Raw genomic sequence first — 16188 nt, 5'->3', positions numbered from 1 at the left:
TCCGTACCAGACCAGCACGCCCGGATTTCCGGGGCGCCGGGGGCCCCTATCGCGCCGGGGTGAGGTTGCGGATCGTCAGGATCGTGTCCGGCCCGAGCAGCGTGTGCGGAACGGACTCCGGAGCCGCCGGATCGGGCCAGCCGGTCCAGTTCGTCGCGTTCACCTCGATGAACCACGCGGCGGTGAACAGCGGCGCGTACGGCACCTGATCAGCCTGGATCCGCTGCAGCTGGTAGCCCTGGTCCTTGGTCTGGTTCGGATCCTCGGCACGGTAGAGCTGCTTCAGCAGTTCGTCCGCCTCGGCGCTCTTGAACCGGCCGTAGTTGGCGTTGGCCTTCTCCCCCACCGGCAGGTAGTTCTCGCTGCTCAGGTTGGAGTCGAAGCTGGCCCACTGCGTGTTGCCGCCGTACATCCAGTCGAACGCGATGTGGTAGTCGCCCTCGGCGATCTGGTTGAACACCTGGGTCTCCGGGGTCGGCAGCACCTTGACCTCGACCCCGAGGGTCTCCTTCCACTGCTGCGAGAGGCCCTGGCCCCAGGCCGCCCAGTTCGAGTACTCGACGACCGGCTTGATGGTCAGCGGGTAGGCCTTGCCGTCCTTGGTCAGCACTCCGCCTTCGAGCTTGTACGAGGACGCGGCGAGCTCCGCCTTCGCCTCGTCGACCCGCTGGGTGATCTTCTTCCCGGCGAACTGGGGATCGATCAGGTCGTGCCAGACGTCGTCGGACAGCCCGGTCGGATTCGTCACCTGCTGCCCGGTCTTGTTCAGCGCCAGGATCTTCTCGGCGTCGATCGCGTAGTAGAGGGCGCGGCGGACGTGCACGTCGTCCAGCGGCGGCTTGGCGTTGTTGAAGTCGAGACCCTCGGCGCCGCCGGTGGAATAGGCCCAGTACTTGTTGGTCTCCGGGTTCTTCGCGACGAACTGCTTCTCGGCGTCGGCCCAGGACATCGTCGACCAGTCCAGGTCACCCTTCAGCATCATGGCCTTGCCCGCCTCGGGCGACGCGAACGGCTTGATGTTGATCTTCTTCATCTTGAACTGGCCGTTCCAGTAGTCGTCCCGGACGGCGAAGCTGACCTGCTGCGGGCTGAACGTCTCCAGCTTCACCGGCCCGGTCCCGACCGGCTCGGGATTGGTCCAGGACGACGGGTCCTGGTCCTGCCAGACGTGGGCGGGCACGATCAGCGCGGGCGCCGCCGAGCCGCCGAACCAGTCGATCTTCTGGTACGAGACGTCGTCGAAGGTGACCACGACGGTCCGCTCGTCCGGGGCCTCGACCTTCTCGAACGGCACCGCCAGGCCGAGGTTGTCGTGCTTGGCCGGCACGTCGAAGGTGAACTTCACGTCGGCCGAGGTGAACGGCTTGCCGTCCGACCAGGTCACGTCGGACCGGAGGGTGAAGGTGAGCTTCTTGCCGCCGTCGCTCCAGGCGAAGGACTCGGCCAGCCAGGGCTCCGGCTTCTTCGCCTGGGTGTGGTTGATCCGGAGCAGCGGCTCGTAGATCAGGCCGGAGGCAGGGCTCTTCTTGTCCACCGGCGAGAACGGGTTCCAGTTCCGGGCGAACGTCGGCGTGGCGGCGGACGCGGTCATGTTCAGCGTGTCCACCGTCGAGGCACCGCCGCTCGGGCCGCCGGAGCCGCCGTCGACGGTGCGCTCGGTGCTGCAGCCGGCGGCGAGGGAGAGGGCCAGGGCGGCCGAGGTCGCGGCGGCGATCAGCCGGCCGGTCAGGCGTCGGGTCATCGTTCGTCTCATTTCTTCTCTACGTCGAGCTCGAGCAGATGGCTCTGCTTCTTCTGGTGCAGCCAGCAGCGGGCCCAGTGCCCGTCCGGGAACTCGGTGCGGGCCGGTAGTTCGGTACGGCATTCGTCCATCGCGAACGGGCAGCGCGGGTGGAACCGGCAGCCCGGCGGCGGGTCGCTGAGGTTGGGCGGCTCGCCCAGGGACTCCTCCAGGTCGAACAGCCCGGCCCGCCGGCCGCCCGCGGTCACGGTCCGGCCGGGATCGGGCGAGGAGTCGAGCAGCAGCCGGGTGTACGGGTGCCGGGGCTGCTGGATCACCGCGTCGACCGGTCCGCCCTCGACCAGCTGGCCGGCGTACAGCACGGTGATCGAGTCGCAGAGGTAGCGGGCGCTGGCGATGTCGTGGGTGATGTAGAGCAGCGCCAGGTCCTCGCTGTCGCGCAGGTTCGCCAGCAGGTTGAGCACGTCCAGCCGGATCGACACGTCGAGCATCGAGATCGGCTCGTCGCCGAGCAGCACCTTCGGCTGCACCGCGAGGGCCCGGGCGATCACGACCCGCTGCCGCTGCCCGCCGGACAACTCGTGCGGCAGCTTGTCGATGAACGTCTCCGCCGGCGTCAGGTTCACCTTCTGCAGCAGCTCGATGATCTTGGTCTCGAGGTCCGCCTTCCGCGCGTGGCCGTGGATCCGCAGCGCGCGGCCCAGCGTGTAGCGGACCGTCTTGAGCGGGTTCAGCGACGCGAACGGGTCCTGGAAGATCAACTGCACCTGGCGGTAGTAGTCCCGCTCGCCGTCCTTGGAGTGCGACACCGGACGTCCGTCGAGCTTGATCTCGCCGGAGGTCGCCGGGTGGAACAGGGCCAGCAGCCGGGCCAGCGTCGTCTTGCCGGAGCCGCTCTCGCCGACCAGGCCGACTGTGCGGCCCGGGTGCAGAGCCAGGTCGGCGTCCTCCAGGGCGCGGACCAGCTTGGACTGGCCGAACCGGTCGGTGACCTCGAAGTGCTTGGTCAGCCCGACCGCCTCCAGCACCGGCCGTCGATCGTCGAGCTGTTGATCATGGTCGGGCATCGGGGGCTCCTTCGGTGCCGTACAGCAGGCAGGCGACCTCGCGGCCCTCGTGCTCGATCAAGGCCGGTTCGGTCGTCTCGCAGGCGTCGAACCGGCGCGGGCAGCGCGGGTGGAACGCGCAGCCGGACGGTGGGGCCAGCAGGTTCGGCGGGGTGCCCGGGATGCCGCGCAGCTCGGTCAGGTCGCCGTGCAGCGGCGGGAACGAGTCCCGCAATCCCTTGGTGTACGGGTGCTGCGGCGCGGTGTACAGGTCGGCCGCGGCGCCCAGCTCGACCAGCTTGCCGGCGTACATGATCGCGATCCGGTCGGCCAGCTCCATCAGCAGCGACAGGTCGTGGGTCACGAAGATCACCGCGAAGCCGAACTCGGCCTGGAGCTTGATCACCTGAGCGAGGATCTGCCGCTGCATCACCACGTCGACGGCGGTGGTCGGCTCGTCCATGACGATCAGCTGCGGGTTGCAGGCCAGCGCCAGGGCGATCAGCGCCCGCTGCCGCATCCCGCCGCTCAGCTCGTGGGCGTAGTTGGACAGCCGGTCCTCGGCGATGCCCACCATCCGCAGCAGTTCGCCGGCCCGGGCCATGGCGTCGGCCTTGGACAGCGACGGATCGTGGCTGGTCAGGACGTCGACGAACTGGGCCGACAGTCGCAGCACCGGGTTGAGGCAGTGCATGGCGCTCTGCATCACGATGGCCAGCTCGTTCCAGCGGTAGCGGCGCAGGCCCCGCTCGCTGATCCGGACCAGGTCGATCGGCTCGGCACCGTCCGGGTGGTAGGCGATCCGGCCGCCGGTGGTCACGGCCGGCGGCCGCTGCAGCCGGAGCAGCGCCGTGATCAAGGTCGACTTGCCGCTGCCGGACTCCCCTGCCACGCCGAGGATCTCGCCGCGGCGCAGGGTGAACGAGACCCGGTCACAGGCCGGCACCGGGCCGGCCTGGGTCAGGTAGGCGACGCTGAGGTCCTCCACCTCGAGCAGCACCTCGCCGACTCTCGCTGTGTTCGTCGTGGTGTTCGTGGTGGTGGTCATCGGACGGTCTCCGTCCCCGGCCGGGCCCGCAGCCGGGCGGCCGCCCGCTCGAACTGCTTGATCAACTTCCGGTTGGCCGCGCCGAGCCGGGGGTTGGACACCTCGTCGATGCCGAAGTTCACCAGGGCGGTCGCAGTGCCGAGCACGGCGATGCACAGGCCCGGCGGGACGAACCACCACCAGACGCCGTTCAGGATCGCGGACTGCTGCTGGGCTTCGGAGATCATGGTCCCCCAGGACACCGAGGTCGTCGTACCGATGCCGAGGAAGGCCAACCCGGCCTCGGCGAAGACGCCCGCGACCACGGCGCGCAGGAACATCGCCGAGATGATCCCGGTCAGGTGCGGCAGCACCTCCGCGAAGACCAGCCTGGTCTTCGACTCGCCGATCATGAGCATCGCGACCGCGAAGTCCCGGTTCCGCAGCGACAGCGTCTGCGCCCGCAGATACCGGGCGCCGCCCGGCCATTCGAACGCGGCGATCAAGATCGCGATCACCCACCAGTCGGCGCCCTGGATGTAGCCGGCGACGATCAGCATCAGGGCGAAGCTGGGCAGGGTCAGGAACAGGTTGGTGAAGACGGTGAGCACCCGGTCCAGCCGGCCGCCGAGGAACCCGCTCGGCACGCCGATCACCACCGCGAGCCCCGTCGCCAGCAGGCCGGAGGTGATCCCGACGAAGACCGATCCCTGGGCGCCGATGATCACCTGGACCAGCACGTCGGCGCCCTGGATCGTCGTACCCAGAGGATGTCCGGGTGCGCCGGGCGGCGAACCGAGGTGGTCGTAGTCGATCTCCCGCGGATTGGTCTGGAGGATCCGGTCGACGACCAGCGGGCCGAAGATCGCGACCAGCAGGAAGAGGCCGAACACGGCCAGCCCGACCCTGGCCTTGGTGTTGCGCAGCACCGCCCTCATCGGCTCGTCGCCTCTCGGGTCCGGGGATCCAGCAGTACGTAGATCGAGTCCGCGATCAGGTTGGCCAGCAGCACGGTGATCGTGATCATCAGGAAGATCGTCTGCATCACCGGGAAGTCCTGGTTCAGGGTCGCGACGTAGAGCAGGTGGCCCATGCCCGGGTAGGTGAACACGACCTCGGTCAGCAGCACACCGCCGATCACCCCGCCGATCGCCAGGGCGAGCCCGGTGACGTTGGGCAGCAGGGCGTTGCGGGCCGCGTACATCAAGATCACCCGCCGGGTCGACAGCCCCTTCGCCTGGGCCAGCAGCACGTAGTCCTCGCTGACCGTGGTGACCATGACGTTGCGCATCGTGAACAGCCAGCCGTTGAACCCGATGAAGATCAACGTCGCCGCCGGCAGCGCGCCGTACTGGAGCACGCTGAGCAGGAACCAGACGTTGTTGATCTGGTACGGGACGTTCGGGTCGTAGCCGCCGGCGATCGGGAACCAGCCCAGCTGGAACGCGAACACCCACAGCGCCAGCAGGGACAGCCAGAACGTCGGGATCGCGTGCAGGAACGTCGTCGCCGGCGTGAACAGGGCGTCGAACCGGCCGCCCGGCTTCCAGCCCAGGTAGGCGCCGAGCGCGGTCCCGATCACCCAGGCCAGGACGGTGGTGACGCCGACCAGGAGCACCGTCCAGGGCAGCGCCTGGCCGACCAGCTGCGCGACCGGGACCGGGTAGTTGACCACCGAGACGCCGAAGTCGAACCGGCTCAGGCTGACCCAGTAGTCGAGGTAGCGCTGGAGCAGGTTCTCGGTCGGGTCGCCGAACATCCGGCGGACCGCGGCGATCGTCTCCGGCGACGGCGGCTGACCGGTCTGCTGCTGGATCGAGCGCAGCAGCGAGTCGGCCGGGTCGTTCGGCATGAACCGCGGGATGACGAAGTTGAGCGTGACCGCGGCCCAGAACGTGAACAGGTAGAAGCCGAACCGCCGAGCGAGGAACCGGAGTCGGCCCGCGGCGCTCCGGGCCGGGCGGGCCGGACGATCGGGCCGGGCCGGGCCGCCGGGCTTGGCCCGCTGTTCGGTCGACGTCCCGGAGGCGGCCCGTCTCGGGCTGCCTTGGGGAACGTTCACGGCTTCGTGCACGCGGCTACGCTAAGTGATCGAACCTGCGTGGTCAATGCTTTAACTACTCATGAAACGTCACAGTAACGTGCAACGTTGCGCGCGGGCATGCCGGGCTGAGGCGGAGAGGGGTGGAACGAGCGCGGTCGCGGGGATCCTGAGCGGCGTTTCAACGGCAGGCTCGCGCCGCGGCGGCGAAGTCGCGGGCCCGTCCCCTGGTAGGCCGCTACTCCCAAGGGGACGGCGACGCGAGAGTTGGGCCGACCGCGGAGAGGTGCCCAAAGGCGGAGTCGGGGCCGCTGAACCGAGACGCCGGCTGACCGTAAGAGACGCGGTCGGGGCGGGAAGACCAGGCGCCGATGTCGAGGCTGTCGACGTCCGTGCCGGCCCGGTCGTTCGACGTTCAGGCGGCGCGCTTGACCGCGCCCGAGAGCGGTTCGGCCAGATCGCCCTTCCCGGCCACCGCGACGGTGGACAGGCCGAGCCAGTCGGCGAGGGTACGGAGCTCGGCGGCCAGCTCGACGGCCACCTCGGTCGGGTCCTCCCCCGGCTCCAGCCAGGCGGAGTTCACCCGGAGCCGGTCGGCGGCCCGATCGGCCTTCAGGTCCACCCGGGCGGCGAAGCGCTCGCCGAGCAGGAACGGGTAGACGTAATAGCCGTACTGCCGCTTCGGCTCCGGGACGTAGATCTCGATCCGGTAGAAGAAGTCGAAGATCCGTTCCAGCCGGGCGCGTTCGAAGATCATCGAGTCGAACGGACTGAGCAGGGCCCGCGCGTCGACCCGGCGCGGCACCCGGGCCTGGTGCCACAGGTACTGCGGCTTCTCCCAGCCCTCCACCTGGACCGGCAACAGCTCGCCGGCGTCGACCAGGTCGGTGACCGCCTGCCTGGTCATCGCCGCGCTGGTCCTGAAGTAGTCGCGCAGGCAGAACTCGCTGGCCACGCCGAGCGCGGTGGCCGCGTGCCGCACCAGCTCCCGTACCGAATCCTCCGGGGACGGGTCCGGCACATCGAGCACGGTCGCCGGGAACACCCGCTCGGGCAGGTCGTAGACCCGCTCGAACTGGCCGTTGCGGCGGGCCGAGGTCACCTCACCGCAGTAGAACAGCCACTCCAGCACGGTCTTGACCGTCGACCAGTTCCAGCCCCAGTTGGTCTTGCTCCGGTCCTCCACGTACTCGATCTCGCGGGCGGTCAGCGGGCCGCGGTCGGCGACCTGGTCGCGGACCCAGTCGACCAGGTTCGGGTTGTCCCGGGCCGCCCGCTCGACGCCGCGCCAGACGTCGCGGAAGCCGTCCCGCATCCGGAACCGCAGCTGCGGTTGCAGCCGGACGTCGATCAGGCTCGCGGCGTGGCCCCAGTATTCGTACATCCGGCGCGGCGCCCGGTGCGCGGCCCGGTCCAGCAGGGCCGGATCGTACGGACCGAGCCGGGAGTACAGCGGCAGATAGTGCGCCCGGCGGACCACGTTGATCGAGTCGATCTGGAACTGGCCGAGCCGGGAGATCACCGACTGGACGTCGCGCATCCCGACCGCACGCTCCGGACGTGGCGTTCCGAAGCCCTGGGCCGCGAGCGCGACCCGCCTCGCCTGCGCGCGGCTCAGCCGCTCTCGCTGTCGTACCTGCACGCGGCGAGGCTATCGGCCGCCGCTGACAGTGCCGGCCGGTCCGACGGTCAGACGAGCACCGAGGGTTCGGTCCGGGTGCCGCCGTTGACGTGGCCGGCGTCCTGGGCGCCGTGATCGAGCCTGATCACGCCGTAGTCGTAGGCGCGGCGCCGGTAGACGACGCTCGGCACGCCGGTCTCGGCGTCGACGAAGAGGAAGAAGTCGTGGCCGACCAGCTCCATCGCCTCCAGGGCCTGCTCGAGCGACATCGGCGGATCGTTGTGGATCTTCTCCCGCACCACGAGCGGCCCGTCGCCGCGCACCTCCATGCCGGCGATCGTCCGGACCTCGGAGTCCTCGACCTCGACCACTTGGTGGCCGTTCGTCTCGGGCCGCCGCGCCGCGGCGTCGTGCAGGGACTTCGGGGTACGGGTCCCGCGGTGCACCCGCTTGCGGTCCGCGAGCCTGCGCAGCTGGGCCATCAACTTGTCCAGGGCCAGGTCGAACGCGGCCCGCTTGTCCTCGGCCGCAGATTCGGCCCGGATCACCTTGCCCTTGCCGCGGACGGTGATCTCGACCCGGCTGGCCTGGTCGTGCTGTCGCGGGTTCCGTTCCGCGGAGACTTCGACCTCGACGCGGACGAGGCGATCGTTCAGCTTCTCGAGCCGGGCGATCTTCTCGTTGACGAGCTCCCGGAACCCGTCCGACACCTGGCAGTGCCTCGTGGTCACGACAACATCCATGTCAACCTCCGTAGGTGAGCGGCGGTCGGATCCCCCGGGGCGCGCGCCACCGCAACCGCCGTCGCAAGGGATCCTGGCCCTGGCTGGGCCGTGCCGTGCAACCGAGCCTCACCCGCAGCTGACCCCCGTAACCGTGGTCATTCGTGGGCTGGTGCACCATAGGTTGACGGTAGTCCGAAGGCGCCGGTATTTCCATGGCCCGGGAGAGAATCTCACCCCCGAATTCGGGCGTTGACGGCCGGTGTCGTCGCCTGCCATCGTCGGGTTCTTTCCTCGGCGTCCAGCAGCGGGCAGGTCAGGCAGTAGCCGTGCCCGGGGTCCTTGAAGTCGAGACAGCAGGCGCCCCGGACGGCCCAGACACCGGCCGGATCGTCGCCCCGGTAGCGGGCCAGTTCCGGGCGGGACAGCCGCGGCAGTCCGGCCTCGTACAGCGCCTCGGCGAACTCCTCCGCGCGGCTCCAGGCGGCCACCCGATCCCGGCCCAATTGGCGGGCCAGGTTGATCATCGCGAAGCTCGCGGTGTCGACGACGTAGCTGGACAGGGTCCGCCGGCCGACCCGGGTGGCCCGCCGGATGCCGTCGAGGATCGGCGTGATGATCGTCAGCAGGACCTCGGCCGCGGCCCGGTCGGTCCCGGTACGGGCTCCGGCGAGCAGCAGCGCCGGTTCGGTGGAGGCGGCGGCCCGGCCGACCTCGCGGACCAGCCAGTCCCGCTCGTCGAACACGGTCGCCGAGCCGGTCAGGTACAGGCTCGCCGACATCGCGAAGACCAGTTCCCGGGTCAGCGTGCGCAGCGCGTGCACGGCGTGCGGGCCCGGCGTCGAGTGGTCGACCTCGGCGCGGAGCACGGCGGCCAGGGTGAAGCCGGCCGGCTCGGCCGCCGGGTCGAGGTCGAGTTCGACCAGCGGCCGCCAGCCCTGGTCCGGGGCCGGACTTCTGCCCAGCAGCTCTGGGAACGGAGCGAACCGCAATCCCCTGGTCTGCCGGTGGGCCTCGACGATCGGCGGAGCGGTGGTCACCCCGGTGCCCGGCGGCTGTCCGGCGAGTCCGTACCGACGATGTAGTCGGGCTCCGGGTCGACCCGGAAGCGGACCGCATTGATCATGGTCTCGCCGGAGAGCCAGGCCTTGCCGATCCGGTGGCCGCCGTCCATCAGGCGGCCGTCGGCGGACAGGATGACCGGGTAACCGAGGTCGGCCTGCTGGATCCGCTGGGCGTGCCGGGCGACCTCGCGACAGCTGGGCCCCCGGCCGCCGAACCAGCAGTCCTGGTCGAACTCGGCGATCGAGTCGATCGCTACCGACTGCACCGGAAGGTCGGCGGCCAGGGCCCAGAGCCGTTCGGTCAGGAAATAGGCCCGGCCGCCGGGTACCTCGCGCGAGTGTTGTTCGGGCATCGCACCTGGCGGTTCGGTCAGCGGGCGATGTTGGCGGCGCCGGCGGTGGCCGGCACATCCGGGGCGGCGATGATCTTCTGCCGCTGCTCGCCGAGGCCGGCGATGGTCAGCCGCATCTCGTCGCCGACACCGAGGAACGGGAACCGGCCGGACAGGGCCACGCCCTGCGGGGTGCCGGTGTTGATCACGTCGCCCGGGTCGAGCACCATGAACTGGCTCAGCTCGTAGATCAACTGCGCCACCGGGAAGATCATGTCCGCGGTGGTCGAGTCCTGCCTCGGCTCGTCGTTGACCCAGGACTGCAGCCTTACGTCGCGCGGGTCGACCTGGTCGGCCGGGACCAGCGACGGGCCGAGCGGGTTGAACGTCTCGCAGCACTTGCCCTTCGACCACTGGCCGCCGGAGACCTCGGCCTGGTAGACCCGCTCGGAGACGTCGTTGCTCACCGCGTAGCCGGCGACGTAGGAGAGCGCCTCCTGCGGCGAGGCGAGGTAACGGGCCCGGCGGCCGATGATCACCGCGAGCTCGACCTCCCAGTCGGTCTTGGTGCTGCCCGGCGGCAGGTGTACGTCGTCGAACGGCCCGATCACGCTGTTCGGGTGCTTGAAGAAGATGATCGGCTCGGCGGGCGGCTCGGCCCCGGACTCGGCGGCGTGCGCCGCGTAGTTCTGGCCGATGCAGACCACCGCGCCGGGGCGGGCGATCGGCGCGCCGTAGCGCAGGTCGGTCACGTCGAGTTCGGACAGCTCACCAGCCGCGAGTGCCGTACGGACTCCGGCGATCCCGTCACCACCGAGGAAGTTGGCGTCGATGTCGGCGGTCAGCGGGCGAAGATCAAAGGCGCGGCCCTGGTCGACGACGACCGGGATCTCCTCACCGGCCGGGCCCCGTCGCTGTAATTCCATGATCATCCTCAACTCTCGATGGGTGTCGAACGCTCCCAAGATCATCCCGGACGGTCAGTCGGGCAGTTCGGCCGGGTCCGGCACCAGCGCCTCCAGCTCGGCCCAACAGGCCTCGTCGATGACGGCACCGAGCTGCTCGACCGAGTCCGCGACCAGGTCCGGCAGGCCGGCGCCGAGCACGACCCCGGTCACCCGCGGATCGCGCAGGCCGAACTGGAGCGCGGCCGCCCGGAGCGTGCTGCCGTACCGCCGGCAGACGGCCTCCATCTGCTGCGCGGCGGCCAGCAGCGGCGCCGGCGCCGGTACGTAGTTGAACCGCGCGCCCGGGGCCGGGTCGACCAGGATGTTGCTGTTCAGGACGCCGGCCGTCAGGACCGCGACTCCGCGCTCGGCGGCGGCGCCGAGCAGCCGGTCGGCCCGGCGGTCCAGCAACGTGTAGCGACCGGCAATCATCAGATGATCCAGGTCGGTCTCGGCGACGAAACGTTCCGCCGTCGCCGCGAAGTTGGTGCCGACGCCCCAGCCGCCGATCACCCCCTTTGCTCGGAGCGCGCTGAGCGCCTTCGCCGCCTCGCCGAGCGCCTGGTCCAGGTGGTCCTCCGGGTCGTGCACCAGGGCCAGGTCGATCCGGTCCAGGCCGAGCCGCTGCAGCGACTCGGACAGGCTGCGCCGGACCCCGTCGGCCGAGTAGTCGAAGCGCCGGCTCCGCCGCGGGGCGTCGGCGAAGCCCTCGGCGTCGGCGGACGCCGCCGGGTCGTCGACCAGCAGCCGGCCGACCTTGGTGCAGACGACGAACTCGTCCCGCGGCCGGGTGCAGAGGAACCGGCCGAGGCGCTCCTCGGACAGCCCGGCGCCGTAGTGCGGCGCGGTGTCGAAGGCCCGCAGGCCCAGCTCCCAGGCCGTCGTCAGACCGGCCTGGGCCTCGTCCTCGGAGACCGCGGCATAGAGGTTGGCGTAGCCCGCGCCGCCGAGCAGCACCGGGCCGAACGGTGACCGTACCGCCGACTCGACCGGCCGCACCATGGCACTGCCGCCGGTCGCGGGACCGCCGGTGACCGGGCCGCCGGTCATTGGGCGGACCGCGGCCGGAGCCGGAGGTTCTGCATGCCGCCGTCCACCGGCAGCACCGTCGCGGTGTTCGATCCGGACAGCGGGGAGGCCAGGTAGACGATGCCCGCCGCGACCTCGTCCGCCGCGACCAGCCGGCCGTGCGGCTGGCGGGCGTTCAGCGCGGCGCGCTCGGCGGCCGGGTCGGGCGCCGAGTCGAGCAGCCGGCCGACCCACGGCGTGTCCGCGGTGCCGGGCGTGACGCAGTTGACCCGGATCCCCTCGGCGATGTGGTCGGCCGCCATCGCCTGGGTGAGCGACAGCACCGCGCCCTTGCTGGCCGAGTAGAGCGCCCGCTGCGGGATCCCGGCGGTGGCCGCGATCGAGCAGGTGTTGACCACGCTGGCGGCCTTCGATTCGCGCAGGTACGGCAGCGCGGCACGGGTCACCCGGACGATGCCGAACACGTTGATCTCGAAGACCCGGCGCCACTCGTCCAGGTCGTTGTCGGCCACCGTGCCCTGGGCGCCGATGCCGGCGTTGTTGACCACGATGTCGATGCCGCCCAGCCGTTCCGCCGCGCCCGCGACGCCGGCGGTCACCGAGTCGTCGTCGGCCACGTCGACCGCGAACCCGGCCAGCCGCTCGGACAGTCCGTCCACCCGGAGATCGAGGACGGCGACCGCGGCACCGCGGTCGGCCAGTAGGTTGGCCGTGGCCAGGCCGATACCGCTCGCCCCGCCCGTGACGATCGCCCGCAGCCCGGTGAACTCGCCCCGGCTCGGTGCCTCCTGCTCGGACCCCATCGTCATCGTTCCCTTCAGATTCGTCAGATCAATCGGCGCCATCTTAGCGGGTGCGGTCGGCGAGCGCCGCGTGGTGCCTGCGGGTCGCCGCGATGGTCGCGGCGCCGAGCACCGCCATCCCGGCCGCGGTCAAGGCGCGACTCGCCTCGGTGAGCGTGGCCCCGGTGGTCACCAGGTCGTCCACGATGATGATCATCCCCTGACGTGTCGCGCCCGCCGCGGCGTCGCGCACCCGCAGGCTATCGGCAAGGTTGCGCTGCCTCGCCGCCGCGTCCAGGCCGGATTGATCATGGACGCCGCGGTGGTGCCGGAGCAGCCGGCGAACCCGTACCGGAGCGGCGGGGCGGAGCAGCGCGGCCGCCCGGCGGGCCAGCACCGCCGTCGCGTCGTACCCGCGGCTGCGGACCGCCGCCCGCGCCGACGGGATCGGCACCAGCGTGAACTCGGCCTCGGCTGGCGCGACGCGGGTCCGGATCAGGTGCCAGCACGCCGTCGCCAGCAGTTCGCCGAGCATCGGCGCCAGGCCCAGCGCCTGCCGTTCCTTGTGCCCGACGATCAGGCGGCGCATCGGCTCGTCGTACCAGCCCGCCGTCGAGGTCGGCGGGAACCCGACCGGACAGGGCGTCGGCCGGGTGCCCCGGGGTGTGCGGGACCGCAGCGACGCCCGGCACGCCGGACAGAGCCCCCACCACGGCCGCAGGCACGCCTGACACCGGGCGCCGAGCAGCAGGTCGCCCGCGGCCGCCCACCACCCCATCCCCACCCGGACACCTTCCCCGATCCCACCGACACCCCACCCACCCCTCCGCCGACCCGGCACAAACGCAGCCGGTTGGTCGGCGTGTCGCTGCGGAAGTGCCGAGTCGGCGCCGGGCGGGAGGCGGGGCGCCGGGCGCCGCTCCGCTCGGGTCGGAGTCCGGATTGCGATGATGGGCCCATGGCACCGCTGATCGGACGTACGGCCGAGTTGGATCGGCTGGCGGAGCTGGTCTGCCCGGGGGACGAACCGGCCGGTCCGCCCGGGCTGGTCCTGCTGTCCGGAGACGCCGGAATCGGCAAGACCCGGCTGCTGACGGAGCTGGCCGAGCTGGCGGAGGGGCGGGGCCGGCGGGTGGTCCGGGGTCAGTGCGTGGATCTCGGCGACAGCCCGCTGCCCTACCTGCCATTCCTGGAGATCTTCGGCCGGCTGCTCGGCGACCGGCCGGACCTGGACCGGATGATCGAGCGGCACCCGGCGTTCGCACCGATGGCGGCCGGGCACCGGGCGGCCGCGCAACCGGATCGGGGCGCGCTGATCGAGAGTGCCTGGACCGTGCTCAACGAACTGGCCGGCGCCGAGCCGCTGCTGGTGATCATCGAGGACGTGCACTGGGCGGACCGGTCCAGCCTCGAGTTGATCAGTTACCTGTTCGCCCGGCCCTGTCCGGCGCCGCTGTCGATCGTCGTGTCGTACCGCAGCGACGACCTGCACCGGAAGCATCCGCTGCGCCCGGTGCTGGCCGAATGGGTACGGGCCCGGGCGGTCACCCGGTTGGAGCTGGGCCCGCTGGCCGAGGCGTCGGCCCGCGAGTTGATCATGAGCCTCGGTGGCGCCGGGATGACGGCGGAACGGCTCCGCCAGCTGGTCGAGCGATCCGACGGAAACGCCTTCTTCCTCGAGGAACTGGCCGCGGCCGGCGCCGAGCAGGACGGTCTGCCGGACAACCTGGCCGACGTGTTGATCATGCGGATGGAACGCGTTGGCCCGACCGCCCAGCGGGTGGCCCGGGTGGTGGCGGTGGCCGGCCACCCGGTGGAGGCCGAGCTGCTGCGCCGGGTCACCGAGCTCGGCCCGGATGATCTCGACGATGCGCTGCGGGACGCGACCCAGCACCGGCTGCTGGTCGTCGGCGAGGACGACCGGTTCGCCTTCCGGCACTCGCTGCTGGCCGAGACGGTCTATCGCGACCTGCTGCCCGGCGAGCGGGTCCGGCTGCACCGTGCCCTGCTGACCGGGCTGACCGAGGCGGTCCCGGGCCGGACCGCCGAAGGCCGGGAGGCCGAGCTGGCCCGGCACGCCCTCGCCGCCGGTGATCATGAACTGGCCCTGCCGGCCAGCATCCGGGCGGCCGAGGCCGCGGCGGCCGCGGCGGGTCCGGCGGAGGCGCTGCGGCACTACGAGGTGGCGATGCGGCTGGCCGCGGAGCCCGGGGCCGACGCGGACCCGGCCGAGCTCGCGGCCCGGGCCGCCGAGTGCGCGCTGGCGGCGGGCCAGTCCCATCGCGCGACGGTGATCCTGCGGACCGCGCTGGCGGACCGGGACCTCGCGCCGCCGGCCCGGGTCCGGCTGCTGTACACGCTCGCGACGGTCGGGCTGCAGACCGACCAGCCGGTCGAGACCGAGGCTGCGGCCGCGGAGGCGCTGAGCCTGCTGCCGGACGAGCCGACCCCGTTCCGGACCCGGGTGCTGGCCACCCGGGTGCTGGCGCTGGAGATGGAGTTCCGCGAGGACGAGGCGATGGCGATCGCCGAGACCGCGGCCGAGCAGGCGACGGAGTTCGACCTGCCCGACGCGCTCGTCGCGGTCCGTACCGCGCAGGCGTGGAGCGCGGCGAAGTACGGCGACCCGGACGGGATGCGGGACCGGCTGCGGGAGGCGGTCCTGGTGGCGCGCCGCCACAACGATCCGGCCGAGCTGCGGGCGCTCTACAACCTGGGCGGGATGGCCATGGAGGAGGGCGAGCTGGCCGAGGCCAAGAGCCGGTACGAGGGCTGCGTGCGGCGGGCCGCCGAGCTGGGGCTCAGGTACTCGCCGTTCGGCCTGGGGGCCCGGATGCACGTCGGCGTCACGGCCTTCCAGCTGGGCGACTGGGACACCGTGCTCGCGGTGAGCGACACCTCCGGCGAGGCGCCGCCGGAGTCGGCCCGGGCCGCGCTGGCGGCGCTCCGGCTGGCGGTCGTCGGCGGCCGTGGCGGCGACGCCGGTCCCTGGCTCGACCTGGCCCGCCCGGCCTGGTCCCACGACGGCCACGTGATCATGCTCAGCGGTTCCACGGCGATCGACTGGTATGCCGCCAACGGTGATCTTGCGGCGGCCGAACGGGTCCACGGCGAGGCGGTCAAGGCGGCCACCGAGGTCTGGCAGGCGCCCGACCTGCAGGGCCAGATCCGGCTCGCCGCCCTGCTGATCGGACAGTACGCGAGCGGACTGCACCGGCTGGCGCCCGCCGACCGCGCCGCCGCGGTGGACCGGCTGACCGTGCTGGCCGACCAGGCCGCGCGGGCCCACGGGATGGGCCGGCACGGCGCCGTACTGGGCCCGGAGAGCCTGGCCTGGCTGGACCGGCTCGGCGCCGAACTGCTGCGGCTGCGCTGGGCGGCCGACGTCGACCGGCCCTCGGCCGCGGAACTCACCGCCGCCTGGGACGCCGTGCTCGACGGGTTCCGACGCTACCCGAACGTCTACGAGCTGGCCCGCTCCGAGGCACGGCTGGGTGCGGTGCTCGTCGCGGTCGGCGACCGGTCCCGGGCCGAGCAGTTGCTTGCCTCGGCGCGCGCCGTGGCGACCCGGCTCGGCGCGGCTCCGCTGTTGGCCGAGATCGGCGCGGCGACGGCCACCGGCGCCGCGAGCTCGGTGCTGACCCCTCGGGAACGGCAGGTGCTGGCTCTGGTCGCGGAGGGACGCAGCAACGCCCAGGTGGCGCGGGAACTGGTGATCAGCACCAAGACCGCGAGCGTCCATGTCTCCAACATCCTGGGCAAGCTGGGCGCCGCGAGCCGGACCGAGGCCGCCACCATCGCCCGCCGCGGCGGCCTGCTCGACTGAACCGGCGCCC

Annotated in this window: 14 protein-coding genes; 1 reads left to right on the top strand and 13 read right to left on the bottom strand. The window is 71.7% G+C overall.

Going from position 1 to position 16188, the window contains the following annotated elements; translation table 11 throughout:
• Positions 1 to 46: 46 nt before the first annotated feature.
• The 13 genes from ACFQU4_RS01200 to ACFQU4_RS01140 form a co-directional block, all read right to left on the bottom strand.
• On the bottom strand, positions 47 to 1741 hold the full coding sequence (locus ACFQU4_RS01200) for an ABC transporter substrate-binding protein (RefSeq protein WP_377485847.1): 1695 nt from the start codon (positions 1739 to 1741) through the stop codon (positions 47 to 49).
• An 8-nt stretch (positions 1742 to 1749) separates the two neighbouring features.
• Entirely contained in the window at positions 1750 to 2808 is a 1059-nt protein-coding gene (locus ACFQU4_RS01195; protein WP_377485845.1) for an ABC transporter ATP-binding protein, read from the bottom strand.
• Positions 2795 to 3835 carry an ABC transporter ATP-binding protein gene (locus tag ACFQU4_RS01190; protein WP_377485843.1) on the bottom strand — a complete coding sequence of 347 codons (1041 nt, stop codon included), beginning with the start codon at positions 3833 to 3835 and terminating at the stop codon, positions 2795 to 2797. Before ACFQU4_RS01190 ends, ACFQU4_RS01195 begins: the two co-directional genes overlap by 14 nt.
• On the bottom strand, positions 3832 to 4752 hold the full coding sequence (locus tag ACFQU4_RS01185; protein WP_377485841.1) for an ABC transporter permease: 921 nt from the start codon (positions 4750 to 4752) through the stop codon (positions 3832 to 3834). The genes ACFQU4_RS01190 and ACFQU4_RS01185 overlap by 4 nt, the downstream gene beginning before the upstream one ends.
• Complete coding sequence (locus ACFQU4_RS01180; protein WP_377485839.1) at positions 4749 to 5888, bottom strand: ABC transporter permease; 1140 nt, start codon at positions 5886 to 5888, stop codon at positions 4749 to 4751. The genes ACFQU4_RS01185 and ACFQU4_RS01180 overlap by 4 nt, the downstream gene beginning before the upstream one ends.
• Positions 5889 to 6270: 382 nt before the next feature.
• Positions 6271 to 7497, bottom strand: a complete 1227-nt coding sequence (locus ACFQU4_RS01175) for a winged helix-turn-helix domain-containing protein (protein ID WP_377485837.1) — start codon at positions 7495 to 7497, stop codon at positions 6271 to 6273.
• A 47-nt stretch (positions 7498 to 7544) separates the two neighbouring features.
• A complete protein-coding gene (gene hpf, locus ACFQU4_RS01170; RefSeq protein WP_377485835.1) occupies positions 7545 to 8219 on the bottom strand; it encodes a ribosome hibernation-promoting factor, HPF/YfiA family in 675 nt (224 codons plus the stop codon).
• A 212-nt stretch (positions 8220 to 8431) separates the two neighbouring features.
• Positions 8432 to 9238 carry a (2Fe-2S)-binding protein gene (locus tag ACFQU4_RS01165; RefSeq protein WP_377485833.1) on the bottom strand — a complete coding sequence of 269 codons (807 nt, stop codon included), beginning with the start codon at positions 9236 to 9238 and terminating at the stop codon, positions 8432 to 8434.
• Positions 9235 to 9615 carry a hypothetical protein gene (locus tag ACFQU4_RS01160; RefSeq protein ID WP_377485831.1) on the bottom strand — a complete coding sequence of 127 codons (381 nt, stop codon included), beginning with the start codon at positions 9613 to 9615 and terminating at the stop codon, positions 9235 to 9237. Before ACFQU4_RS01160 ends, ACFQU4_RS01165 begins: the two co-directional genes overlap by 4 nt.
• Positions 9616 to 9632: 17 nt before the next feature.
• Positions 9633 to 10520, bottom strand: coding sequence for a fumarylacetoacetate hydrolase family protein (locus tag ACFQU4_RS01155; protein WP_377485829.1), 888 nt, complete (start codon positions 10518 to 10520; stop codon positions 9633 to 9635).
• Between the two features lie 54 nt (positions 10521 to 10574).
• Positions 10575 to 11591: an aldo/keto reductase gene (locus tag ACFQU4_RS01150; protein ID WP_377485827.1), complete on the bottom strand. Its 1017-nt coding sequence runs from the start codon at positions 11589 to 11591 to the stop codon at positions 10575 to 10577.
• Positions 11588 to 12379 (bottom strand): SDR family NAD(P)-dependent oxidoreductase, encoded by a 792-nt coding sequence (locus ACFQU4_RS01145; protein ID WP_377485825.1) that lies wholly within the window; start codon positions 12377 to 12379, stop codon positions 11588 to 11590. The genes ACFQU4_RS01150 and ACFQU4_RS01145 overlap by 4 nt, the downstream gene beginning before the upstream one ends.
• A 37-nt stretch (positions 12380 to 12416) precedes the next feature.
• Complete coding sequence (locus ACFQU4_RS01140; protein ID WP_377485823.1) at positions 12417 to 13136, bottom strand: ComF family protein; 720 nt, start codon at positions 13134 to 13136, stop codon at positions 12417 to 12419.
• A 174-nt stretch (positions 13137 to 13310) separates the two neighbouring features.
• Here ACFQU4_RS01140 and ACFQU4_RS01135 point away from each other — a divergent pair, with 174 nt between their 5' ends.
• Positions 13311 to 16178: a helix-turn-helix transcriptional regulator gene (locus ACFQU4_RS01135; RefSeq protein WP_377485821.1), complete on the top strand. Its 2868-nt coding sequence runs from the start codon at positions 13311 to 13313 to the stop codon at positions 16176 to 16178.
• Positions 16179 to 16188 lie beyond the last annotated feature (10 nt).

Source organism: Microlunatus sp. GCM10028923, from assembly GCF_042666975.1.
Classification (GTDB): domain Bacteria; phylum Actinomycetota; class Actinomycetes; order Propionibacteriales; family Propionibacteriaceae; genus Microlunatus.
Note: the sequence above shows the minus strand (reverse complement) of the source record. Positions and strands in the feature narration are given on the sequence as shown.

Bases quoted from the DNA above. Each gene is read 5' to 3' on its own strand.
- ACFQU4_RS01200 (WP_377485847.1), bottom strand. From the start codon at position 1,741: ATGACCCGACGCCTGACCGGCCGGCTGATCGCCGCCGCGACCTCGGCC.
- ACFQU4_RS01195 (WP_377485845.1), bottom strand. From the start codon at position 2,808: ATGCCCGACCATGATCAACAGCTCGACGATCGACGGCCGGTGCTGGAG.
- ACFQU4_RS01190 (WP_377485843.1), bottom strand. From the start codon at position 3,835: ATGACCACCACCACGAACACCACGACGAACACAGCGAGAGTCGGCGAG.
- ACFQU4_RS01185 (WP_377485841.1), bottom strand. From the start codon at position 4,752: ATGAGGGCGGTGCTGCGCAACACCAAGGCCAGGGTCGGGCTGGCCGTG.
- hpf (WP_377485835.1), bottom strand. From the start codon at position 8,219: ATGGATGTTGTCGTGACCACGAGGCACTGCCAGGTGTCGGACGGGTTC.
- ACFQU4_RS01160 (WP_377485831.1), bottom strand. From the start codon at position 9,615: ATGCCCGAACAACACTCGCGCGAGGTACCCGGCGGCCGGGCCTATTTC.
- ACFQU4_RS01155 (WP_377485829.1), bottom strand. From the start codon at position 10,520: ATGGAATTACAGCGACGGGGCCCGGCCGGTGAGGAGATCCCGGTCGTC.
- ACFQU4_RS01150 (WP_377485827.1), bottom strand. From the start codon at position 11,591: ATGACCGGCGGCCCGGTCACCGGCGGTCCCGCGACCGGCGGCAGTGCC.
- ACFQU4_RS01145 (WP_377485825.1), bottom strand. From the start codon at position 12,379: ATGACGATGGGGTCCGAGCAGGAGGCACCGAGCCGGGGCGAGTTCACC.
- ACFQU4_RS01135 (WP_377485821.1), top strand. From the start codon at position 13,311: ATGGCACCGCTGATCGGACGTACGGCCGAGTTGGATCGGCTGGCGGAG.